We start from the raw sequence: 24,051 nt of genomic DNA, 5'->3' as shown, positions 1-24,051 counted from the left end.
GTTATTTGCCAAGTCGCTCTTTAAACCAGTCATTTAGCTGATACCACCAATAGCTCATCTGCGCAGCCACAGGTCCAAAAGGACCGCCGTTCCAGGGAAGTCCCCAGGGCTGAAATTGACGATATTGCTCACTATTGTTAGCAATCGCGTCAGCGAGTATTTCGCCGGCGGTGGTCGTCGGCGCTACACCGTGACCCCCAAACCCAACCCCATACCATACGCCAGGGGCGAGTTGTCCAATTTGTGCCATTTGATGACGGGCGTAGGACATCCAGCCATCCCAGACAAAATCAACATTAACACCAGATAGTTGTGGGAACACTTTGCACAAATCTCGAGTTAGTTGTTTTGCCAGGTTGCGTGGTGTTCGAGTTTTCGCGCTGACCCTTCCTCCCCATAAAATGCGACCATCTTTGAGTGGACGATAATAATCAAACGCAAATCGGGTATCATAAATTGCGGCATGAGATCTAAGACACTCAGTCAGCCGCTCACCAAGCGGCTCTGTAGCCATAACATAGGTGGCGATCGGTAACACCGAGTTTGCAACCGGCGGACAAAGCTTACCCAGATAACCACCACCTGCGAGCACAATATTTTTACAACGAACCTTAGCATTTGCTGTAATTACCAGCTTTTCATCGTCAGCACCTGACGACGAATATTGGACATCAATCACTTCAGTATTTTCGTATATTTGAGCCTGTGTATTATCAATCTGATGAGCCACTCCCCGAGCATAGTTAAGTGGGTGAAAATGCATCGCATTTGGCTCAAAAAGCCCGCCGTGATATCGCTCCGAATTAACAATTGAGGAAAGCTGTTTAGGCGATAAATAACGCCAATCAACGGCAAACTTCTCTTTCATAAAAGCTTGTTCGTTTTTTAACAATGATTGGTCTTTAAACCAGTTTGCCCAGATAACGCCTTCGTCTACAAGATCACAGTCGATATGATATTGATGGACTCTTTTCCTGATGAGTTCAACGGCCGATTGCGTCAATTGATAGAGGTTCTTGGCATTCTCTTCGCCCACTTGTTTAACTAACTTCCTCGGACCCAGTGAATAACCGCCAAAAACAAAACCGCCATTTCTGCCCGAAGCTCCCCAACCGACTTTGTTTCGTTCCAATATCGCAATTTTGGTATATCCCCTTTCAATCAACCCTAAAGCGGTCATCAGGCCAGCATATCCCCCGCCCACGATACAAGTTTCAACTTCAATATCGCGATCTAGATATGGAAAAACGTCGGTATCATTAATTGTTGCAGCGTAATAGCTTGGCGGATAAGCACTTTGCTCGTTGCTCTGTCGAGAAAAGTCTTGTTGTTGCATTATTACTTAACTCAAATCGAAATAAATATTTGATGCAATGCTAACATTAAATCGGAGAATATACCTTGCTGTAATTAGCAATCTGGCACATCAATATTCCTCCATTGGCGATAAACCGGAAAAACCTGTCGAATAAACAAAGGAAAACTCCGCTACCCGGGCGTTAGAAATGTCTCTGTTCCAGGCTAATAAACACTGGTCGCAGATAAGAATAGCGACCCCAGGCACGGGTTAACTATTCCAATTCCAGTTAAATTCAGTAAAATGCGGTATCTAAAGTATTAATCAGAGAAACTGCATGTCCACCGTTATCAAAAGTGCTGAACAAATTGAAAAAATGCGTGTTGCCGGAAAGTTGGCATCCGAGGTTCTTGAAATGATTACGCCTTATGTAAAAAAAGGCGTTACTACCGAAGAACTCAATCAAATCTGTCACAACTACATTGTTAATGAACAGCAAGCAATACCTGCACCTTTGAATTACAACGGATTTCCCAAATCAATTTGCACATCGGTCAATCACGTTATCTGTCATGGTATACCGGCTGACAAAAAGCTGCGCGACGGGGATATTATTAATATTGACGTTACAGTCATTAAAGATGGATTTCACGGTGATACCTCGAAAATGTTTTTCGTTGGTAAACCGTCAATTCTGGCTGAAAAATTAACGCGTGTCGCACAAGAATGTTTGTATATCGGTATTAAGATGGTTAAGCCCGGGGTTCACTTGGGCGATATCGGTCATGCGATAGCCAATCACGCCCATGCTAATCGTTTTTCAGTTGTGCGCGAGTATTGCGGACATGGCATCGGTGAAGTATTCCACGAAGAACCACAAGTTCTGCATTATGGAAAGCCAGGAACCGGCGAAATACTCAAAGAAGGCATGACCTTCACTATCGAACCAATGATTAATGCCGGTAAACGCCACTCGAGATTACTAAAAGACGAATGGACAGTTGTCACCAAAGACAAAAGCCTATCCGCTCAATGGGAGCATACTTTGTTAGTCACTAGCGACGGTGTTGAAGTATTAACCAGACGACCTGACGAAACTATCTAATTTATTCTAATCGAATCCTAACCCTGCGGAATTTTTGATGAAGCAAAGCCAGCCAAGTGCCTCCATAGGTTCTCAGTTATCCGCATTGCTGGCTTTTGAACAAACCGAAAAAACCGTGGAGCAGTCTCTGGCGAATTTAAAAGCCTACCTGGAAACTTCCTCAGCCTACCTTGTTAACGAATTTAAAGCGGGTACTAACGTGCGCAACCTGGTCCGCGCACGTGCACGACACATCGATAAAATGCTTATTGCCTTGTGGCAACGCCTTGGCCTGGACGATCATTTAGCGTTAATAGCAGTGGGCGGATACGGCCGCGGAGAGCTACACCCTCATTCAGATATCGACCTGTTAGTTCTCAGTGAAAACGAACTTCTGCCAGAACAAAAAGCATCCTTGGAAAATCTGATTTCTTTACTTTGGGATTGCCGTCTCAAAGTAGGACACTCAGTTCGGACTCTTGACCAATGCATCGAAATTGCCAGGCAAGATGTCACAATCGCCACCAACATCATGGAGTCTCGTTTGTTGGTCGGCAATCAATTTCTGTTCGACAAACTTAAACGAAAATCTTCGCCAGACAAAATCTGGGACGCGAAAGCATTTTTTGAGGCGAAAACGGCAGAACAAAAAGCTCGTTATAAAAAATTTGATGGTTCATCTTTTGATTTAGAGCCGAACATAAAATCAAGTCCCGGTGGGCTCCGAGATATTCACTTAATTAGTTGGGTTGCACAACGTATTTACTACCCAAAAACGCTGGATCAGCTCATTCGTCAAAACTTGATAACCAAAAAGGAATACTACTCACTCGTTAAGTGCCAATTATTTATCTGGCGGGTTCGCTTTGCACTTCATCTGGTTAGTGGGAAAACTGAAGATCGCCTATTGTTTGACTACCAAAAAAGCACCGCAAAAATGATGGGCTATAAGGATAGTCAACACAGTTTAGCCGTCGAAAAAATGATGAAACGCTACTATCGCGCAGCGCTCGTTATTCGGAATATTTCTGATATTCTACTACAAGTTTTGGAAGAAAATGTTAACCGCGATGATGCACCTGTTTCTATCGTACCGCTTGATCAAGATTTCCAGATTGTTAACCAGCGGGTAGACGCGATCGAACCAAGAATTTTCGTCAAAAAACCCACTCAACTTTTGAGGGTATTTCAACACGTCGCCAAAGACCCCTCAATAAAAGGGATCACTGCCTCAACCTTAAGGGCGATACGGGCAGCAAGGTATAAAATAACGTCGTCTTTTCGTAAGAATGCCGATAACAAACAGTTATTTGTGGAATTCTGGCATATTCTGCATACTTCGTCGCGCGCGATGTTTCTGATGAAAAGAAGCGGCGTTCTTGCTGATTATCTGGAACCTTTTCAGCGGATCACCGGCCAAATGCAATATGATATGTTTCATAATTACACGGTCGATGAGCACACACTTTTTCTACTAAAAAACTTGAGTGATTTTGCCGATCCTGAACAGAGTGACGCATTTCCCCTGTGCAGTGAGATTATGCAGCGCCAAGAGAATCCTGAAATCATTTTTCTAGCCGGTTTGTTTCATGACATCGCGAAAGGCCGCGGCGGAGATCATAGTGAACTCGGCGCACAAGACGCGGGAAATTTTTGTCGACAACACAAACTCAACCCGCAACATGGCGCCATTGTTGAATGGTTGGTGGCTAACCATTTACTGATGTCATTAATCGCACAAAAACGCGACATATCCGATCCAAAAGTGATTAAAAATTTCGCTCAATTGGTTGGTGATCAAAAACGATTAGAACTCCTTTACATTTTAACCGTTGCAGATATCAGAGCGACGAGTAATAGCCTTTGGAATTCGTGGAAAGATTCGCTGCTAAAAGATCTTTATCTGAACACTTTAGCTTACCTGCAACAGAGAGAGTCTGATATCGATCGCGCGTGGAAAGACAATCAATTAATCGCTAAAAATATTTTGTTAGAGCAAGGTATCTCAAGCGAGTCAATTGAAAACTTATGGCAGCATTTAGACGATATTTATTTTTCAAAACGGTCGCCACAAGCAGTCGCCTGGCAAACTCAAAAGATACTTAACAACTCAAGCGAAGGAAACTTTGTTGTGGGTATAAAAACAACGCCACATCGAAGCGGCAGCGAAGTATTCGTTTATGGTGAAGACAAAGAAAATTTGTTCGCCGCGTTGACCGCTACACTAAATCAACGAGGGTTGAGTATTCAGGCGGCAAATATTTACACCGACAAAAATGGTTATTGTTATGACAGTTTTTTCGTCTTAGACGAACAAGGAAATGCGCTGAAGGACAAACAGATTAAACAGCAAATCAAGCAAGCGATAATCCATAATGCGACGCATATCGAGTCAGCCAATTTATCGGTTCAACGACGACTACCAAGGCAATTCAAGTACTTTAATATACCAACCCAGGTAGACTTTGTTGCTGACGAATATAGCGGCTACACACGGCTTGAATTAACTACGCGAGATCAACCAGGACTTTTGGCAATGGTTGGTGAAGCGTTCAAAACAACTCACACTAAATTACACGATGCGCGCATCACAACCTTAGGTGAAAAAGTAGAAGATACTTTTATTATCAGTCATAGAAACAACTCACCTATTACTGATGAAAAACAACACGAAAAAATTCGCCGTGAAATTAAACGGCGTCTTGATAAATAGGAAACTCAAACAATCATGAATCAACTTATTCAAACTATCGAACAAGCATTCGACGCCAGAGCAGAAATTACCCCGACTAACGTATCGCCAGAGGTGGCAGAAGCGGTTCAAACGACTATCAGCCTGCTCGATAAAGGCGAGCTAAGAGTTGCGGAACCGACCGCTGATGGCTGGCACGTTAACGAGTGGGCCAAAAAAGCAGTATTGCTTTCTTTTAGAATTCTTGACAATCAAGTGATTGACGCCGGTCATACTAATTTTTATGACAAGGTTCCGCTCAAATTTGCCAATACTTCTTCACAAGAATTTTCACAAATGGGCGTTCGAGTAGTGCCTCAAGCCGTTGTTAGAAACGGTTGTTACGTAGCCCCTAACGTCGTATTAATGCCAAGCTACACCAATATTGGTGCCTACATTGACGAAGGTACTATGGTTGATACCTGGGCAACGGTTGGCTCTTGCGCGCAAATAGGAAAAAATGTTCACCTATCTGGCGGAGTCGGAATTGGTGGTGTGCTCGAACCATTGCAGGCCAGCCCGACTATTATTGAAGACGATTGCTTTATCGGCGCGCGCAGTGAAGTGGTCGAAGGTGTGATCGTTGAAAAAGGCAGTGTCATTTCAATGGGTGTATTTATTGGTCAAAGCACTCGAATTTATAACCGTGAAACTGGCGAAATCAGTTATGGCAGAGTGCCAGCTGGTTCTGTTGTGGTTCCCGGAAGCTTGCCTTCAGAAGATGGTAGTTATAGTCTGGCTTGTGCAGTGATTGTTAAACAAGTTGACGAAAAAACTCGCTCTAAAACCTCTGTTAACGAGCTACTTCGAACCATCGACTAATCTGGAGCCAATCTATGAGCAACGCACTTCAAGTATACGGTATTAGAAATTGTGATACGGTTAAAAAGGCCTTGAAATGGCTCAATGAAAACCAGCTAGACACCGAGTTTCATGACTTTAAGAAAGAATCTTTGCCTGAAGCTGTCGTCGCAGAATGGTTTTCCCAGATCGATCAGAAAAAATTGATCAATCGCCGTGGACTCACCTGGCGAAAACTGGATGATAGTCAAAAAGCGTTAACCGAACCAAGTGATTTAATCCCGTTGATTATTGAAAACCCGACGCTGGTAAAAAGGCCTGTTGTATTCCATCAGGGCGTTTGGAGTGTTGGTTATGACGAGTCTGACTGGCAATCTCGTTTTTTATAGGTAGGCCTTTAAAGCTGAATTTTAACCACAATCAATGGTCGCCTGCTCTTAACCATACAATTAAGGATCTTCATGTCACACCCATCACTCGATGCTTCAACACTGGAAATCGCGAAAGACTTGATCGCTCGTCAGTCGGTTACACCTGCTGACGCTGGCTGCCAAGCTTTTATGGCTGAATATTTAAACGCCCTTGGGTTTGATACTGAGCATATGGATTTTGCCGATACTCAAAATATCTGGTCAATTCGAACCCCGGAAAAAGCGTCTAACTCTCCCTGCTTTGTGTTTGCGGGACATACCGATGTGGTGCCCCCCGGTCCATCAGAGAACTGGCACACGCCGCCTTTTGAACCCGTCGTTAAAGATGGCGTATTGTATGGACGCGGTGCGGCGGATATGAAAGGCTCGTTAGCAGCAATGCTCACGGCAACCAGGCGATTTGTTGCAGAACATCCGGAACACAAAGGGTCAATTGCCTTTTTGATTACCAGCGATGAAGAAGGGCCTTTTATTAATGGCACTGTTAAGGTGGTGGAAGAACTGCAAAAACGCGGTCAGGCGATTGATTATTCAATCGTGGGTGAACCATCATCTACTGCGCAATTAGGCGATGTCATCAAAATCGGCAGACGAGGCTCTCTAACGGGATGGCTCAAGATTGAAGGCATTCAGGGACACGTTGCCTACCCTCACCTTGCCGATAATGCGGTCCACCGATCTGCTCACTTTCTCGACGAGCTGATTAACATCAAATGGGATGAAGGCAACGAGCATTTTCCACCAACCAGTCTCCAGGTAACACAGATAAACGCGGGCGAGGCAGTTAATATTGTTCCGGGAGAGGTAAAACTCGAATTTAACCTGCGTTATTCAACCGAACAAAGCCACCAACGAATTAAGCAGCAAGTTGAAACTCTGGTTAAAAAACACTGTGACAACTACCAATTAGACTGGAAACTTAATGGCGAGCCATTCCTGACAGAATCCCATGATCTGATTGACGCCGTCGCTAACGCCATAAAGCAGGTATGTTCAGTTAAAACCAGTCCGCAAACCAGCGGTGGCACTTCTGACGGACGATTTATCGCCAAAACCGGCGCACAAATTGTCGAGCTCGGCCCAATCAATAAAACCATTCACCAGGTGAACGAATGTGTTAAGGTTGATGATCTGGAACTATTGAGTGAAATTTACTACTTAACGCTTAAGCAAATTTTAGTCTGATCTGCGGCTCTGGCTAGTCTAAGCGGTGAAAAACCGAAATAGCTCGATTGCAAAAACAACACTCAATATGTTGAAATTTGTTCATTTTAGCGATGAAATTTTTGGCTCAACGACTTTTAAACAAATTAAAAATTGAATGGCCATGCAACTAACCTGGCAACAATCTATCGGCATTGATGAATCTCACCTGCTTCCAGTAAAGAACGCAGGTGGCCAGCCATTTTTAGTTCACCAAAGTATCTTACAACCGTTAACAGAGTTACTCGCAGAAGCAGCACGGTCAGGTGTTGCTATATCAATAATCAGTAGCTACCGAAGTTTTGACCGACAGCTCGCTATCTGGAATGATAAGTGGCAAGGTTACAAACCGGTTTATTCTCGCCACGGCCGCCCATTAAATATTTCGCAAATGTCGAGTATCGAACGCTATAAAGCCATCTGTCTGTGGTCTGCGATGCCCGGTTTTAGTCGCCACCATTGGGGAACTGACTTGGACATTTTTGCAACAGAAGCGATTGAAAAGGGACATCAGGTTGAACTTGTTCCCGAGGAATTTTCAGCAAAAGGCCCCTGTTATCAACTTGAGCAGTGGTTGTCTGAAAATTTATCTCGCTTTGGTTTCTTCAGACCTTACCGCGAATATCGCCGGGGAGTTGCAGTTGAACCATGGCACATATCTCATCATGATACCGCAAACAAGATTATCGAAAGTTTCGACTATGACGCCTGCAAACAGCATATAGAGTCATCTGTTATTAAAGAGAAGCATTTTATTATTGAAAGACTTGACCATTATCGTCAACAATACTTTTGTAATATTAGCGGAGCAGATTAATGACCACAGCAATGATCGTTATCATACTTGTGTTAGCCTTTATCGTCGGTGGTATGATCACTTTATTGAAAACTGCTAACAAATATAAATTCCCCGACACTTACGATAAGTCGAAAACTGGGTTTGATGACGAAGACGACGATTAGTCGATGATAGCTCAGGTGGTCTGGGCGAGTTTTAGCGCACTCATAAAAGCAGATTTGTTCACGGGTTTGTGTAGCACCATTTGCATGCCAGCTTTACGATACTCTCTTTCAGCTTCTTCCGAAGTATTAGCAGTTAGCGCGACGATAGCGGGTTTAATTTCCTTATTTTTCAGAATTTGTCGGGTGGCTTCTATTCCGTCAACTTCCGGCATTTGAATGTCCATAAAAATAAGGTCGAAATCCTGTTGGTCACAAAGTTCTGTCGCCTCGCGCCCATTTGATGCCGTGTGGATCGACTCAGCAGGAATACCCAGCGCCTTTAGGTAAGCGCAGGCTACTCTTAAATTTATTTCATTGTCATCAGCAACAAGAAGGTGCATGGTTAGTTCTTCAATTTAATTAACTCAATTCATAAAGGAAAACATCCATTAACGTCGAATAAACATTGACAGCCAAGGCTGTTTGTTAGCGGTTATATCATCCATGCATACGTCGTAAGCATAGTTCATAATCTATCTTTTTTCTCTGCAAATAACTTTATTTACGTTGTTTTCACGTATAATCTACGGCAAATTAAATGAAATATCATTGAAATGACAATTTCCCTGCCTGCTGTTGCAAATTTAAAGCTAATTCGATATCCGCGCACCGATGATAAATCTCTTAGAGCCTGGAGCGCCGCTGATGAATATTTAATCGATTTTTTAAGTCAGATCAATTCACAAAGTTGTATTCAATCATTTTTTGATAAAGGGAATTTTAATCAACGTTTTTCACTGAGTTTAGACCGGGTGTCCGGCCGAATATTAATTGTCAATGATCAGTTTGGCGCATTGTCAGTCACATTAAATCACTATGCCCCAGACTATTGGTGCGATTCATTCCTGTCAAATAAAGCGACCAAGATCAATTTGGGGAATAATGTAACTGGTGAAATTTTAGCCAAACCATTTGAGCTTGACTATCACCATCGTCAAATTCAGCTTACCGATACAACGACAAATAAACATCACCCAATTGAAAATAACCCGATCAATTTTTCCGTAACACCCCGTGAAAGTAAGACAATAGATCTGGTAGTACTTCGGATCCCGAAACACTTAAGTTTGCTTGAATTTCAACTCAAACAGTTAAAGCGATGGATAGGCCCAGATACTCAAATTGTCGCCGCAGGAATGACTAAAGATATTCACGTTAGTACCATTAACCTGTTTGAATCAATTATTGGCCCGACGAAAACATCATTAGCGAGAAAAAAAGCGCGTCTGATTATTAGCGAAAATAAGGCACCAATCTCAAGCGAAAGCGACATTGAAACCTATCGACTAGATAAATCAGGTATTACAATATGTGGACTGCCAGGTGTTTTTTCCCGTGATAAACTTGATATTGGCACACAGGTTTTATTGCGACACTTACCCTCTTTCAAGCCACATCAGAAAGTGATTGATCTTGGATGTGGTAGTGGCGTTATCGGTGCTTGTATCGCACGTGATAATCCAGACACTGAGCTTTTACTCACTGACGAATCTGCGCTGGCGGTAGAATCATCTAGACTGACTTTTTTTATCAATGATCTGGCAAACGCGCAATTCATCCAAACCAATGGACTGACCGATGTAGAAAGTAATCAGTATGATCATGTTCTCTGTAACCCCCCTTTTCATCAGCAAAATGTGCAAACTCTGTCGATAGCGAAAAATATGTTTAAAGAAGCGGCGCGTTGTTTGAAATCAAGTGGGGAGCTGCGCGTTGTGGCTAATCGGCATTTAAAGTATGGTCCGATTTTAAAGCGCTATTTTGGCAAAACGAGTATAGTCTCGAAAGATCCAAAGTTTATTATCTGGTTAGCAGAATCGCCTCGATGATCGGAAAATTAACATAACCGATTAACATTTTGATAGTCACATTGTGTGTTTAACTATTGAATATTATCGGTGCGAAAAATCTGATTACAAAATTATTTGTCAACAATATCAAGAAAGCCATTCAAATTCTTGTCATAATATTGTTTCATCTTGAAGTTTAAAAGATAATGAAAATTATTTTTACGCTCCTTAGATTAGCAGAGATTAATTGAGTGGCCTTTAATTTACCCAGACGTAAATTCAAAGTACACCTAAATTGGTCTGACAATCATTGGCAAAAAATTTTAAAGGGGAATCCACAATGATTAATCAATTGACACAAAACGCGCTAACATCAATTTCTTCAATGTTCACATCAAGCCGTTTAAGCAACTCCAAATCATCTCGGCTCGCCCGAAATCTATCAATGGCCTCACTGGTGTTGGTGATCGCTGCTTGTACTCCGGCAAAGCTCAATTATCTAATCGACCCTGAAATAACAACGGCGGAACAATTACACAGCCATGCTTCACTGGTGTCAGTGCAAGTGTTGGATAAGCGAAAGCAACTTCCCTCTCAAAAAGACAAACAAGTCGTCACCTCTGCTGCCGACAATGAAGCATTTATGCTAAAAGAAAAATTAGTTGATAACCTGAAACATCACAAATTTAAGATAATTTCCAAACCATTACTTGCCGACATTGCACTAGAATTCCACATTGAACAACTTTCAGCAACCGTTGCATCTGAACTTTTTAAGTCAAATGTCGAAGTCATTAGCCACCTCCGTCTGAAAGCTAAAAGTAAAGGTCGCACATTTGAAAAACTGTACAAAATGTCTCGAAGCCAGGAAGTTGCCAATCCAGCAAACCAAAACGATGTCACCGGTGTTGTTAACCAATTACTGAGTAAACAGCTATCAGGCATGTTCAGTGATCCAGCCCTCATTGAACTCGCTAGAGGTCAAGGTTAGTTAATAACCAAAATATGGGAGACAAATGTAATTCTGTGACATTTTACTCCCTTTTTTTCTTATCATGGTCCATAATTAGCCCGTACTGACAATTAAGAGAGAAAATCATGAAAAAAGTATTAGGAGCCTTGGCCATTGCTTCAGTAACTCTAGCACCTGCAGCCTATGCGGATATCGCTGGTTTTGAAGTTGGGGCATACCAGTGGACACCAGATTATACAGGAACTATCAGTTCTGACTCAGGTTCTGTATTAGGTAGCTCAATTGATATTCAGAATGACCTTGGCTTTGATGACGACTCCCATAATGTTATCTGGGCATCGCTAGAACATCCAGTGCCGTTTTTGCCTAATATCAAAGTTGTCTCATCAGATCTGGATAATGCGGCAAGTTCAACGCTAACTCGAGAAATTGTATTCGGTGGCGAAACTTATAGCGTTAATGAGGCGGTAAGCACAACATTCGACACAAGTAATACAGAATTCACCTTTTACTACGAAATTCTCGATAATTGGATTAATCTCGATCTCGGATTAACTCTTCGCAAATATGACGGAGAAGTCAGATTGGTGACACCAGCAACAGGTTCAAATCTGAACGAATTTGAAGAGCTAGACTTTACCCTGCCACTGCTTTACGCATCTGGCCGTATCGACCTCCCCTTTACCGGCTTTTTTATTGACGGACAGCTCAATATTATCAGCTATGACGACGACTCAGTTTCAGACACCTCGATTGCTTTTGGATATGAATCTGATTGGGGCCTGGGTGCAAAAGCTGGATATCGTATGTTCGACCTCGATGTTGAAGAAGACTCTTTTAAAGGCGATCTAGAATTTGATGGTGCCTACATTAGCGTTTTCTACCACTTCTAAGTCAATTCTCTCAATCAGCTCTGTTACCATTCTTAAGCAGAGCTGACGACCAGATTCAAAACTCGATTGTCAGAGGTTTCCAAATCAAATTTATGGAAACCTCTGAAAAGATTCTTTTCTTTTACTACGCCAACCCTTAAAATCCTCCGATGGCTGATTTACTTCAAATTAAAAACCTGTCCAAACATTACTCGGAAACTGTTGCAGTAGACAACATCAGCTTCAATGTTCCCGAGGGTTGCTGTTTCGGATTGCTCGGCCCAAACGGCGCCGGAAAAACCACCACCATCGAAATGATGGAAGGGATCTTAAAACCAACTAGTGGCGAAATTTTATTCGAAGGCAAACCGCTCGATAAAAATTACTATCAAGGCGTTGGCATTCAATTTCAACATACAGCCATTCAAGACTTTCTTACGGTGAAAGAAACGCTAAAGCTATTCGCCAACTTTTACCATAAATCATTGCCCATTGATGAGTTGATCGAGCTATGTGCACTTGAAGAAATTATCAGTCGGGACACACGCAAGCTTTCTGGCGGACAACGCCAAAGATTGTTGCTTGCGTTAGCGATGCTCAATGATCCCAAGATTATTTTTCTGGATGAGCCCACGACCGGATTAGATCCGCAATCCCGCAGAAATTTTTGGCAACTGATTAACAACATCAAATCACAGAAAAAAACTATTTTGTTAACCACTCACTACATGGATGAAGCTGAATCACTCTGCGATGAAATCGTGATCGTTGACCAGGGACATATCATTCATCAAGGAACACCAACTCAAATGCTCAAAGAACATTTTGATGGTGTGATTATTAGTTTGCCTGGAGAAATAAAAGGCGCACTGACAAATAACCAGATCGATTTCGAAACAAAAAACCATCGGGTCGAAATCTTGTCAGAAAATATCGATTCAAGTATTAAGTTTTTATTGGAACACGATATCTCCCTCGACGGCTTGCAAGTTCGTTCTCCGAACCTTGAAGATCTCTTTATTAAACTAACCGGACACCAGTTAAGAGGCTAAGTTGATGAAAAAGTTTTTAGCTATCCTTAGCGCAAGAAACAAAGAGTTCTTCCGTGATCGAGCTGCCCTCTCCTGGAACTTTATGTTCCCAGTTTTACTTTTATTCGCTTTTGGCTTTATGTTTTCAGATGAAAGCAATAGCTTGTATAAAGTTGGATTGATAAAGACTTCTTCAGAGTCAACTCAACTCCAGGCGCAAGTGTCAGAAAACAAGAAAGCATTTGAAAGTTTAAAGTTTATCGACTTTGTGGCTTATCAAGATGTTGATAAAGCGATTCAAAAAGTTGATCAACACAAAATTGATCTGTTAGTTGATTTTGCTCAACAACAATACTGGGTCAATGAAACCTCTTCTAAAGGTTATATCGTTGAACAACTGTTAATCGGTCAACACCCAAACATGCAACGCTCGCAAACTGATGGTCGCGCCATTCGTTATGTCGATTGGGTTATGCCTGGCATTTTGGGTATGAATATGATGTTCAGCTGTTTATTTGGTGTCGGCTACGTCATAGTTCGCTATCGTAAAAATGGCGTGTTAAAACGATTTCAAGCGACGCCGTTAACCGCTTTCGAGTTCTTATCTGCACAAATTGTGTCACGACTTTTAATTGTCATAGCGGTCACCAGTATTTTATTTATTGGCTGTAATTTTTTGCTCGACTTTTATGTTTTAGGCTCTGTGCTCGATTTGTTAATTGTGGCCATTCTAGGTGCCAGTAGCATGATAGCTTTGAGTTTACTCATCGCTTCTAAATCAAGCAGCGAAGAGTTTACCGGTGGTTTATTAAATTTTGCTTCCTGGCCGATGATGTTACTTTCAGGTGTATGGTTTTCACTTGAAGGAGCCCACCCAATCGTGCAAAAATTTTCTCAAATATTTCCGTTGACCCATATTTTAAATGCGTCGCGAGATATCATGACCGATGGTGCGAGTTTATATGATGTCCAATATAACTTGTTAGTTCTCGCAGCAATGACATTAATATTTTTGGCGCTCGGTAGCTGGATGTTTAATTGGGGTTCTGAGAGAACCTAACCCCATATCTTTCAGCCAGTATCTTCCCCCGATTGCAATTGCCGCGTATCGATAAAACTATTCGTCATCTCGCTTCCCATTCCAGGGAGCAACTTTGAGTAGTAATAACATGCCAGGAATGGCGCAGCAAAAACAGATAACGAAAAACGAAAAGTATCCTACAGCCTCAATAATAAATCCCGTTGTCGCACCAGCAAATGTTCGTGGAATTGTCGCGATACTGCTCAACAAAGCAAATTGAGTCGCCGTAAACTTCCGACTGGTTAATTTAGACATATAGGATAAAACGCCCACAGTCCCTAATCCAACCCCTAAATATTCCATACTAACAGCTGCAAATAAAACCCAGATATTGTTGCCAACCTGTGCCAAAACAGCATAGCCAAGAATGGTCCCAATCTGGAAAAAACCGAATATCCAAAGTGCTTTATTGATGCCCAGCCGAATCATGATAATTCCGCCTATCGCGGTTCCAATAATCGAGGCCCATAACTTGGATAATTTAGCAACGGTCCCTATTTCAGTCCCGTTAAACCCCATATCGAAAAAGAACGGGGTTTCAAGCGCAACAGCCATGTTATCACCCAACTTATACAAAACCAGAAAAAGTAATACCAGTGCAGCTTCTCGCCAACCATTTCGATTAAAGAACTCTTTAAACGGGTCAATCACCGCTTCCTGAATTGTGACGGGCTGGTAACCAGACTTGGGGAGCTCATTAATGATTAAGGTGGTAATCAGACCAACAAAAAGAAAAATCACCGCGGTCCCGATGGCCCACTCCCATGAAAACCAATCAGCAATAATGAGTGATAATCCGCCAGGAATTAGCGAGGAAAATTTATAGGCGTTAACGAATATCGAAGTTCCCATCCCCATTTCATCGTCTGTTAACAACTCCCTGCGGTAAGCATCTAATACAATATCCTGACTCGCGCTAAAAAAACCAATCGCCCCCACAACCATTGCGATCAATCCAATCTGACTTGAAGGTTGTAAAACAATAAGCAGTGACGTTAACGCTATCAGGGGAACTTGCGTCAAAATCATCCAGCCTTTTCGCTTACCCAAAAACGGTGGCGTGTATCGCTCCATTAAGGGCGACCAGACGAACTTCCAATTATAAGAAAAAAGAATAATGCCAAATAAACCAATGGTCGATAGATCAACCCCATTATTCCTTAACCAACCAGGAACTAACTGAATGAGGAGATAAAGTGGCAAACCAGATGCGAACCCGGTAAATAAGCAAACCACCATTTTTTTATTTAAAATAACTTCTCTAAAACTGACTTTATTTTTATTATCTTGCAAACTAAGCCCCTTAAGATAGTTTGATTTGGTAAATGCCCATCCTTTAAACTGTTGTCCATCTTATACATTTGTTAATTCAAATAATACTTGTTCATGAAAAAACTCAGTTTTAACATCATCGGTGCTGGCGCTATCGGCCATTTGTGGACGAGCTTTCTCATCAATCATGGTCATAAAGCGACTTTGTATTCGCGCTCGCCACGTTCGCCACAATTTCTTCAAATCCAGTCTCCTCTTGGTAATTTCGAACAAAAAATCAACTACCAAACTATCGAAGACTGGAAAGATGCAGATATTATTCTAATCTGTGTAAAGGCGCATCAGCTGGAGAAACTCTGTCAACAGTTAAGTCAAATTATGACAAAACCCTGTCATATCATACTCATGATGAATGGCATGGGCCTACTTGAAATTGTTGAACAATACCTTCCACAGATGGCGGTCATTCACGCGTCGATTATCCATGGCGCCTACATACAGGAAAACGAACTAGTCCATACCGGGAACGGAAAAACAGTTATCGGCAATATCAACTCCAACTACTCAGAACAAGAATATCAGACACTAATTCAACAGCTTAACGAAAGTTTACCTTGTGTTAGCTGGAATAACGCTCATCGCCAGGCGATGAACTTAAAGTTAGTCATTAACGCAATAATTAACCCGCTAACGGCCATTAATGGACAACTAAATTCGAGCGTTCTTTCTGATGGAAAGTTAAACGCTCAAGCTGAATCTTTGCTTAAAGAATTAACCCCAATATTGAAACTCATTTTGCCCAAGATGTCTTTTCATGAAATCAAGGAACAAGTAGAACTAGTCGCCCACAACACCCGCAATAATCAGTCTTCTATGCTCCAGGATATTCGCGCCAACAAGACGACAGAAATCGATTTTATTAATGGATACTTGATTGACTGTGCAAAAAAGCAGCAAATCGAATTATCTCAGCACGTTGAAATCATCAAAAAAATCAAAGCATTAGAAAATTAGAATATAAACAGCAAATTATCTCTTAATGTCGGGCTAATAGATGTTTTGATATTCTGCTAAACTCACATGAGGTAATTGATCACAATTCTGATCACAAACTGAGTAGAAACATTAATCTTCTGATAGGCTTATGGCCAATAATAACCATAAGAATATTTAAATAGGCGAGCTAACCTGGTATGACTCCATCTAGAATTTCGATATTAGTGACGCTGTTGATAGGCACAATTTTCACCGCCTTATTGGTGATAACTCAATCGAGCGTTTCGACCACTCCGCACAGCGATTCTGGTGCAGCAAAACTGGGCGCGGAACAGCTCGCCAACCAGATAGAACAAAATCTAACCTCACTGCAAGAATCTCTCGAATCTTTATCTTTTAATTCGTTTTGGCAATCCAATCCAGCATCTGAGTGGTCGTACTGGTTAGACTCCCAAAAAACACTATTCAATGCTGCAGGGTTGTCTCTGGTTGGTGCTCATGCCCGCAGCAATAATGTACTTTACTTTGAAAAACCTTCTCGCGCAGGACAGCTTTCAGAGTTGAAAAACCCACTTGAAAGATTATACAAAAACAAGAAAACAATCACGCTATTGCGTGAATTCAGAAATGCGCCCGCAACGATTATTCTCGTGCCAATTAAAAACGTGGAAAACGAAATAATCGGAACATTAATCGGCATTAAATACTTCGATGCAAAAACACTAAAACAGTTCCATCATTTTACCCAAATACCGGTTGCAGTAACCAAAAACAATCTCATTCAAACCGTCAGTATTGATACCTCTCCAAGCTTGCAAAATTATGATCTGGTTGAAGTTGAATGGCCTAAATCGATTAGCTCAACCATCTGGAAGTTGGTCCTTTTAGTTTCGCCACCAGCGGCCTTTTCCAGCAGTATGCTTTTTTTGGTTGTTGGCATTGTACTAACAATTATTCTCGTGATAATGGTATTAAAACAGGTTAATGCATCCAGAAAAAATGCACAGCTACTCGGTGATACATTAGACATCAACTTACCAATCGCTGAACAAATAAACCGCCTGACCACACTTCAAAACCTGACCCATGATGTAGATATCGCAGATACAATACGCTCAATACGCACAAGGTTTGAACAGCTCGTACAACAAAAGAAAACTCTCACCCTGGAAATTCGAAAATTGCAGGAGAGCGAAAAACGGTTGCGCCAAACCACCTCTTCTTTAACGAGCGAAAGGGACAGCGCAGTTGCCGCACCGAGAAGAAAATCCGAATTTCTATCGCGTATGGGCGATGAGATTACAACTCCCATGAAGTCTGTTGTGAGTATGCTCAGGCTTTTATCTGAATATGAATTTGAGTCTGAACCCAAGCAATTACTCAGCATCGCCAAACGCTCAACCAGAACGCTGGTAGATAATCTGAACAATATTCTGGATTTCTCTAAGTTAGACGCGAATATGCTGAAACTCAACCCATCTACTTTTAGCGTGCGTCAACTTATCGACGATTTGTCTTCTGAACTTTCCCACTACGCAAACGAGAAAGGTCTATCGCTTCAAGCCAGCAGCGATCCAGACATTCCGACAGAGGTGGTGGCGGATGTGACTCGAATAAAACAAATATTGCGCAACCTGCTCGGTAACGCGATTCGTTTCACCAAACAAGGTGATGTGAACTTGTTTGTCAATGCGTTTCAAGACGGTGACAAACAGCTATTGAAATTTACCGTAAAAGATTCAGGTGTAGGCATCCCACAAGATGCGCAAGATGGACTTTTCGACTCTTTGGAACAACAAACCAAGCTCACCAATAGCAGCTTCGCTGGACGGCTCAGGTTAATTGTATCTAAATACCTCGCCGAACTAATGGGAGGAGAAATTGGTGTCATCAGCGAACCAGGAAAAGGCAGCCAGTTCTGGTTTACCGTTGAACTTCAATAAGCTGTAATTGAAGTCTTAGGCTGTTGAAAGTGAAATAGAGCAGCCGACTCCCTGTTTTTAGGGTATCCAGCTTGCTGACATCAGCTAATTTCTGCAGAAATAGCAGAATCGGTTCAGATTTGAGCAGGTCTAGTTTGAGCTTCTGGAGTACATCCAGGGGTTTGAACTTCTAGAGCGAAGCTAAGCAATATGGGAAAAGTGCTTTTAATTAACGGATTCAGACAACAGCGACTGGATTTCCTGCCGCAACTCGCCTAGCGGCATAGGTTTACTAAAAACCTTGTCAGCGCCCATTCCGCTAGCAAATTCAAGGTAGCTTTCAGGATCAGAGGAGCCGCCGCCGGAATAGGCAATTATTTTGATACCAGGGAATTTTTCGCGAACTTCAGAGATTAATTCTAACCCCTCTTTATTTGGCATTAGAATATCGGTAATCATCAGATCAGGCAATTGATGTTCAAAATATTCGATTGCCAACGCGCCATCCTGCGCTAGAAGCACATCATGCTTATCGAGCTCAACCACATCAGTCAGAAGGCGTAACATCTGTGGATCGTCGTCAACGATCAATACCAATGCCATAACTACAACTCCCTAAAATTCCTTGTATGCCCTTTTTGAGCATGTCCCGAAAACCGCATCCTATATTCTCATTATTATTTAAATTTTTCAGATTTCAAGTTTATTCAACCAACTGGATTATATCCGAATCACCAAACAAATTAAATCCACTGAGATTATATTTATTGTTAAAATGGGACAGATTAATAATAATAACAATGAATTACAGTTAAAAAATCTCAATAATTCAACAATAGGAAGAGGCTTGCTTTATCGCATAGCCAAAATAAAATTAGTTTAAAAAATATTTATTCTTATGAGTAAAAATCTCTGAATGAAAATGATAATAAGCTCGGTGTTTTCCCTGCCCGGCCCCACTCATATCAGGCAACTCAAGATGAGAAAGCCCGCTCATTCGTTAATTTTTATTCATTCAAAAATAAATGGCTTCGTATATTTCCAGGAAAATACAAAGTTATTTATTTCACTAAGAGATAGTTTACCAAATAGCAGGTGAAATAAAGTGATAGACATCAACATTGTCTACAAAAACCCAGACTTTCTAATTGTTAGCAAACCAGCCAATATCTCAATTCAAGATAACGACGATAACATTGGCTTTTTCAATCAGCTAAAACGTCAGCTAGAAACTGAGCTTTGGCCGGTCCATCGTTTAGATCAGATGACATCGGGTTTGCTAATTTTAGCCAAAAATAAAACGTCAGCGAACCACTTCGGCCAACTGTTTGGGCAACGAAAAATCGACAAGGTTTACATTGCATTGAGTGATAAAAAGCCCAAAAAGAAACAAGGGAAAATTAAAGGTGATATGCAAAAAAGCCGCGATGGGAGTTGGAAGCTAAGCCAGTCATTAAACAATCCAGCATTAACCCAATTCTATACTCGCTCCCTGCTTCCGGGCCAACGCTTTTTCTGGGTCAAACCGCAGACTGGAAAAACCCACCAAATCAGAGTTGCATTAAAATCTCTAGGCGCTCCCATTTTGGGAGATCAAAGGTACGGCGGTACTCAATCTGACAGAGGTTATCTTCATGCCTACCAACTAAGTTTTACCTGGAAAGGCGAACTTATTAATTGTCGCTGTGCGCCTGACACAGGTCAATTTTATCTTGTGCCAGAGCTTAACGATTGTATCGATTATTTTGACCAATTATTTTAAAGTCAGGAATAGTAATTTATCACTGCGTAATCAAGTGCGAATACCGATTCCTTTCGATAGCAAATAATAGGCAAGTGAGAGCAAGCCAACAATAAACAGACTGATCAATATCAAAGCGTTAGTTATATTAATGTCAGAAAAACCGAGGAAGCCGTATCGAAAAGCATTCACCATATATAAAATGGGATTAGCGAGCGATACGGTTTGCCAGAATTCAGGCAGTAATTTAATCGAATAAAAAACGCCACCAAGGTAAGTTAATGGCGTCAAAATAAAAGTCGGCACAATGGAAATGTCATCGAACTTTTTCGCGAAAATCGCATTCACTAAACCACCGGTTGCAAACAACATAGAAGTCAGCGTAACCACGAAAATAACCACTGGCCAACTGTTTACCTGAAAGCTGACAAATTGAGAAGCGACAATAGTGACAATAACGCCTGTTAATAATCCGCGGCTGACACCGCCAAAAATATACCCCAGCAAAATGTATACGGTTGGTACGGGGGAAACTAACATCTCTTCTATCGAGCGCTGAAACTTGGCACTAAAAAATGAAGATACTACATTGGAGTAAGAGTTAGTGATCACCGACATCATGATAATTCCAGGCGCAATATATTCCATATAACTCACACCGCCCATTTGACCAACCCGCTGACCAATTAGCTGACCAAAAATAACAAAATACAATGTCATTGTGATAGCCGGTGGCAGCAACGTTTGTACCCAAATTCGAAAATAGCGAGTGATTTCTTTAATGCAAATACTTTGCAATGCTATAAGGGATTCTCGGTTAAACATGACTAGTTCTCATTATTCTTTTCTGTTAATTGAACAAACAATTCTTCCAGACGGTTCGATTTGTTACGCATACTCAAAACTTTTATTTCCTGCTTCGTCAACCACTCAAAAACATTATTTAACGCCGCAGATTTAGGAACATCAATTTCTATGCTCGAATCATCCCTATGCCGGAAACAAACTTCGTCAATACAAGGAAATTCTTGCGGCGTTTTGTCAACATCGAGAACAAAAGTCTCCCGATCAAGTCGCGAGATCAAATCTTTCATAGTCGTATTCTCGATAATTTCACCATGATTAATAATCGCAATATTACGGCACAATTGTTCGGCTTCTTCCAGGTAATGCGTGGTTAAAACAATGGTTGTTCCCTGTTTGTTTATTTTAGTGAGAAACTCCCACATCGAGCGGCGAATTTCTATATCAACGCCAGCAGTCGGCTCATCTAGAATGAGAACTTTTGGTTCGTGCATGAGTGCACGAGCAATCATTAGACGCCGCTTCATTCCGCCCGAGAGCTCTCGAGCCTGAGTGTCACGTTTTTCCCACAATGCCAGTTGCTTTAATATTTTTTCCGCGCGTTCATTGGCAACAGCTCTGGTGACTCCATAGTAACCAGCCTGGGTTACGACAATCTGGCGGCACGTTTCAAACTGTGAAAAATTAAACTCCTGTGGCACTAGACCAATGCAGCGTTTAGCTGCCTCTAACTCAGAGTCAATCGAATGGCCAAACACTTTAACCGTTCCCGAAGATTTATTAACCAGCGAACAAATAACGCCGATGGTCGTTGATTTACCTGCTCCATTTGGTCCTAACAGCGCAATAAAATCCCCTTTTTCTACACTAAATGAGATCCCTTTCAGGGCTTCAACCCGATTGGCATATTTTTTCTTCAAATCGATTATTTCAATGGCTTTTTCTGTCATAGATTATTCCGAAGGAGCAACGAGTTCTTATTGATGATATTTTGATTTGGACTAACGTTTGTAGCCCCAGGCGTGGCCGAGCTGGTTGTCAATGCCTAAATGATTCAATACACGTGCCGAGACAAAATCAGCAAGGTCGTCGATACTTTCTGGTTGACCATAAAGTCCCGGTGCAGCAGGCATAATGGTAACGCCAGCTTCACTAAGCGTTAACAGATTTCTGAGGTGAATGGTAGAAAACGGCATTTCTCTCGGTAATAAAATTAATTGTCCTTGTTCCTTAATCACAACATCTGCCGCGCGCTCTAACAAGGTATTACTCGCACCGGTGGCTATCGCAGAGACGCACCCCATACTCGCTGGACAAACCACCATTTGCTTAGGCGCGGCCGAACCGCTAGCAACCGGTGAATACCAATTTTCTTTTGAATAGACTTTTATAACATCACTGGAGCACTCACAAAGCTCAGTTAGTAATTGTTGAATTTTTTGCGGTGCTTCAGGAAGCTTAAGATCGATTTCCGTTGCCATAACAATTCTCGCGGCATCGGAAATCATCAAGTGGACTTCTTGATAATGAACCGTCAGATTTTTCAATAAATTAACGGCATAAATAGCACCTGACGCGCCGGTAATACCTAAAGTAATTCTCTTTTCCTGACTCAAACAATTTACTCCACGTCGCCGGCTAATACTTTTAGTAATCGATCATGAATACCGCCGAAACCACCATTACTCATAATCAAAACACTATCGCCCGGTTGAACTAATTTGCGCAGCTTTTCAATAATGAGTTCAGGAGACTCAAGAGCGATAATATTATCAATATTTTCAAAATTAAACTTCCAGTCAAAACTTTTAGGCATATGAAATAAAGAGACATCAGCTGATGACACAGCGTCAACTAGCGTATTCTTATGAAATCCCATTTTCATCGTGTTTGAACGCGGATCGACAACAGCAATAATTCGTCTTTTTCCGACTTTATCGCGCAGCCCTTGTAACGTCGTTTTGATCGCCGTAGGATGATGAGCAAAATCATCATACACCGTAATATCATTCACACAACCTTTCACTTCCATGCGGCGTTTTACATTCTTAAAACTGGCTAAAGATTTAATCGCATGCTCCGGCAAAATCCCTACATGATGAGCCGCACTAATTGCAGCAAGAGCATTACTCACATTATGATCACCAATTAACTCCCAGCGAAGCTCACCCACATTTTCTCCCTTAAAATAAATTTCACAATGGCTTCCATCTTGTGAAACTTTTTTCGCACTCCATTCGCTTGTTGTATTACCTTTTGACAACGCAAAAGAATGTACCGGAGACCAGCATCCTTTTTCGATGACTCGGTCAAGTGACTCTGAAACAAAAGGTCTGATAATCAACCCATTTCCAGAGACTGTACGCACAAGATGATGAAACTGAGTTTCGATAGCTTCTAAATCTTTAAAAATATCCGCATGGTCAAATTCAAGATTATTTAAAATGCAGGTTCTAGCGCGATAGTGAACAAACTTTGAGCGTTTATCAAAAAACGCTGTGTCATATTCATCGGCTTCAACGACAAAAAACGGCGAATCCGTTAGTCTGGCTGAAACGCCAAAATTCTCCATCACCCCACCAATCAAGAATCCTGGGTTATATCCATTGGCCTCAAGAATCCAAGTGATCATGCTTGCAGTGGAAGTTTTGCCGTGAGTACCAGCGGCGGCGATAACCCACTTGTCATGAAGAATATTTTCGTTTAGCCACTGTGGACCGGAGCGATAGCGCTGATTGGAATCTAGCAACGCTTCAATGACCTCGACACCTCGCGACATCGAATTGCCAACCACCACACAATCAGGTTCACTTTTCAACTGGTTTGCGTCATACCCTTCGTGCAGTGTTATTCCCAACAATTCAAGTTGATCACTCATTGGCGGATAACAGTTGCGGTCAGAGCCTGTCACTTTAAAACCTTTCTCAACCGCAAGACGCGCAATACCGCCCATAAAAGTACCGCAAATACCAAGAATATGGATGTGCATGAAGAATTGCTCGCTATTAACTGTTTAATAT

23 protein-coding genes are annotated in these 24,051 nt (G+C 41.7%); 15 read left to right on the top strand and 8 right to left on the bottom strand.

Annotated features, from left to right (window positions below):
* Nucleotide 1: 1 nt before the first annotated feature.
* Entirely contained in the window at nt 2-1,336 is a 1,335-nt protein-coding gene (locus FLL46_RS25410; protein ID WP_142935027.1) for an NAD(P)/FAD-dependent oxidoreductase, read from the bottom strand.
* A gap of 298 nt (nt 1,337-1,634) precedes the next feature.
* Here FLL46_RS25410 and map point away from each other — a divergent pair, with 298 nt between their 5' ends.
* The 7 genes from map to FLL46_RS25375 all read left to right on the top strand — a co-directional run bounded on the left by map (nt 1,635) and on the right by FLL46_RS25375 (nt 8,510).
* Nucleotides 1,635-2,402: a type I methionyl aminopeptidase gene (gene map / locus FLL46_RS25405; RefSeq protein ID WP_142935025.1), complete on the top strand. Its 768-nt coding sequence runs from the start codon at nt 1,635-1,637 to the stop codon at nt 2,400-2,402.
* 37 nt (nt 2,403-2,439) lie between these two features.
* Nucleotides 2,440-5,094: a [protein-PII] uridylyltransferase gene (glnD, locus tag FLL46_RS25400; RefSeq protein WP_142935023.1), complete on the top strand. Its 2,655-nt coding sequence runs from the start codon at nt 2,440-2,442 to the stop codon at nt 5,092-5,094.
* Nucleotides 5,095-5,109: 15 nt separating this feature from the next.
* Complete coding sequence (gene dapD / locus FLL46_RS25395) at nt 5,110-5,934, top strand: 2,3,4,5-tetrahydropyridine-2,6-dicarboxylate N-succinyltransferase (RefSeq protein WP_142935021.1); 825 nt, start codon at nt 5,110-5,112, stop codon at nt 5,932-5,934.
* Between the two features lie 14 nt (nt 5,935-5,948).
* Nucleotides 5,949-6,302, top strand: a complete 354-nt coding sequence (locus FLL46_RS25390) for a Spx/MgsR family RNA polymerase-binding regulatory protein (RefSeq protein WP_142935019.1) — start codon at nt 5,949-5,951, stop codon at nt 6,300-6,302.
* Between the two features lie 72 nt (nt 6,303-6,374).
* Nucleotides 6,375-7,529: a succinyl-diaminopimelate desuccinylase gene (gene dapE / locus FLL46_RS25385; protein ID WP_142935018.1), complete on the top strand. Its 1,155-nt coding sequence runs from the start codon at nt 6,375-6,377 to the stop codon at nt 7,527-7,529.
* A gap of 142 nt (nt 7,530-7,671) precedes the next feature.
* Nucleotides 7,672-8,364, top strand: coding sequence for a M15 family metallopeptidase (locus FLL46_RS25380; protein ID WP_168204322.1), 693 nt, complete (start codon nt 7,672-7,674; stop codon nt 8,362-8,364).
* Nucleotides 8,364-8,510, top strand: a complete 147-nt coding sequence (locus FLL46_RS25375) for a DUF2897 family protein (protein WP_142935014.1) — start codon at nt 8,364-8,366, stop codon at nt 8,508-8,510. Before FLL46_RS25380 ends, FLL46_RS25375 begins: the two co-directional genes overlap by 1 nt.
* A gap of 11 nt (nt 8,511-8,521) precedes the next feature.
* On the opposite strand, the gene FLL46_RS25370 is transcribed toward FLL46_RS25375, so the two are convergent.
* The gene (locus FLL46_RS25370) at nt 8,522-8,890 is read right to left on the bottom strand and encodes a response regulator (protein ID WP_142935013.1); all 369 of its coding nucleotides are present in this window, start codon (nt 8,888-8,890) and stop codon (nt 8,522-8,524) included.
* Nucleotides 8,891-9,103: 213 nt separating this feature from the next.
* Here FLL46_RS25370 and FLL46_RS25365 point away from each other — a divergent pair, with 213 nt between their 5' ends.
* From FLL46_RS25365 to FLL46_RS25345, 5 genes are all read left to right on the top strand, one after another.
* The gene (locus FLL46_RS25365) at nt 9,104-10,378 is read left to right on the top strand and encodes a methyltransferase (RefSeq protein ID WP_142935011.1); all 1,275 of its coding nucleotides are present in this window, start codon (nt 9,104-9,106) and stop codon (nt 10,376-10,378) included.
* 301 nt (nt 10,379-10,679) lie between these two features.
* Complete coding sequence (locus FLL46_RS25360; protein WP_142935009.1) at nt 10,680-11,330, top strand: YajG family lipoprotein; 651 nt, start codon at nt 10,680-10,682, stop codon at nt 11,328-11,330.
* 107 nt (nt 11,331-11,437) lie between these two features.
* Entirely contained in the window at nt 11,438-12,205 is a 768-nt protein-coding gene (locus FLL46_RS25355; RefSeq protein WP_142935007.1) for a TIGR04219 family outer membrane beta-barrel protein, read from the top strand.
* A gap of 149 nt (nt 12,206-12,354) precedes the next feature.
* Nucleotides 12,355-13,236, top strand: a complete 882-nt coding sequence (locus tag FLL46_RS25350) for an ABC transporter ATP-binding protein (RefSeq protein WP_142935006.1) — start codon at nt 12,355-12,357, stop codon at nt 13,234-13,236.
* A 4-nt stretch (nt 13,237-13,240) separates the two neighbouring features.
* The gene (locus FLL46_RS25345; RefSeq protein ID WP_142935004.1) at nt 13,241-14,275 is read left to right on the top strand and encodes an ABC transporter permease; all 1,035 of its coding nucleotides are present in this window, start codon (nt 13,241-13,243) and stop codon (nt 14,273-14,275) included.
* Between the two features lie 57 nt (nt 14,276-14,332).
* On the opposite strand, the gene FLL46_RS25340 is transcribed toward FLL46_RS25345, so the two are convergent.
* Complete coding sequence (locus FLL46_RS25340) at nt 14,333-15,589, bottom strand: AmpG family muropeptide MFS transporter (protein WP_246119403.1); 1,257 nt, start codon at nt 15,587-15,589, stop codon at nt 14,333-14,335.
* 93 nt (nt 15,590-15,682) lie between these two features.
* On the opposite strand from FLL46_RS25340, the gene FLL46_RS25335 reads away from it, so the two are divergent.
* Together FLL46_RS25335 and FLL46_RS25330 are read left to right on the top strand one after the other, a co-directional pair.
* Entirely contained in the window at nt 15,683-16,582 is a 900-nt protein-coding gene (locus FLL46_RS25335) for a ketopantoate reductase family protein (protein WP_142935002.1), read from the top strand.
* Nucleotides 16,583-16,761: 179 nt separating this feature from the next.
* Nucleotides 16,762-18,507, top strand: coding sequence for a sensor histidine kinase (locus FLL46_RS25330; protein WP_142935000.1), 1,746 nt, complete (start codon nt 16,762-16,764; stop codon nt 18,505-18,507).
* 204 nt (nt 18,508-18,711) lie between these two features.
* Here the strand turns inward: FLL46_RS25330 and FLL46_RS25325 are convergent, their stop codons facing one another.
* Nucleotides 18,712-19,089: a response regulator gene (locus FLL46_RS25325; RefSeq protein ID WP_142934998.1), complete on the bottom strand. Its 378-nt coding sequence runs from the start codon at nt 19,087-19,089 to the stop codon at nt 18,712-18,714.
* A 502-nt stretch (nt 19,090-19,591) separates the two neighbouring features.
* On the opposite strand from FLL46_RS25325, the gene FLL46_RS25320 reads away from it, so the two are divergent.
* Nucleotides 19,592-20,248 carry a TIGR01621 family pseudouridine synthase gene (locus FLL46_RS25320; protein WP_142934996.1) on the top strand — a complete coding sequence of 219 codons (657 nt, stop codon included), beginning with the start codon at nt 19,592-19,594 and terminating at the stop codon, nt 20,246-20,248.
* A gap of 30 nt (nt 20,249-20,278) precedes the next feature.
* On the opposite strand, the gene FLL46_RS25315 is transcribed toward FLL46_RS25320, so the two are convergent.
* From FLL46_RS25315 to mpl, 4 genes are read right to left on the bottom strand one after another with little or no spacing between them, the layout of a single operon-like run.
* Nucleotides 20,279-21,052 carry an ABC transporter permease gene (locus FLL46_RS25315; RefSeq protein WP_142934994.1) on the bottom strand — a complete coding sequence of 258 codons (774 nt, stop codon included), beginning with the start codon at nt 21,050-21,052 and terminating at the stop codon, nt 20,279-20,281.
* A gap of 2 nt (nt 21,053-21,054) precedes the next feature.
* Nucleotides 21,055-21,981 (bottom strand): ABC transporter ATP-binding protein, encoded by a 927-nt coding sequence (locus FLL46_RS25310; RefSeq protein ID WP_142934992.1) that lies wholly within the window; start codon nt 21,979-21,981, stop codon nt 21,055-21,057.
* Nucleotides 21,982-22,032: 51 nt separating this feature from the next.
* A complete protein-coding gene (locus FLL46_RS25305; RefSeq protein WP_142934991.1) occupies nt 22,033-22,647 on the bottom strand; it encodes a flavin prenyltransferase UbiX in 615 nt (204 codons plus the stop codon).
* Nucleotides 22,648-22,652: 5 nt separating this feature from the next.
* Nucleotides 22,653-24,020: a UDP-N-acetylmuramate:L-alanyl-gamma-D-glutamyl-meso-diaminopimelate ligase gene (gene mpl, locus FLL46_RS25300; protein WP_142934989.1), complete on the bottom strand. Its 1,368-nt coding sequence runs from the start codon at nt 24,018-24,020 to the stop codon at nt 22,653-22,655.
* Between the last annotated feature and the right edge of the window lie 31 nt (nt 24,021-24,051).

Source organism: Aliikangiella coralliicola (assembly GCF_007004725.1).
GTDB classification, from domain to species: Bacteria; Pseudomonadota; Gammaproteobacteria; order Enterobacterales; family Kangiellaceae; genus Aliikangiella; species Aliikangiella coralliicola.
The sequence above is the reverse complement of the archived record's forward strand: the minus strand, read 5'-3'. Positions and strand labels throughout refer to the sequence as shown.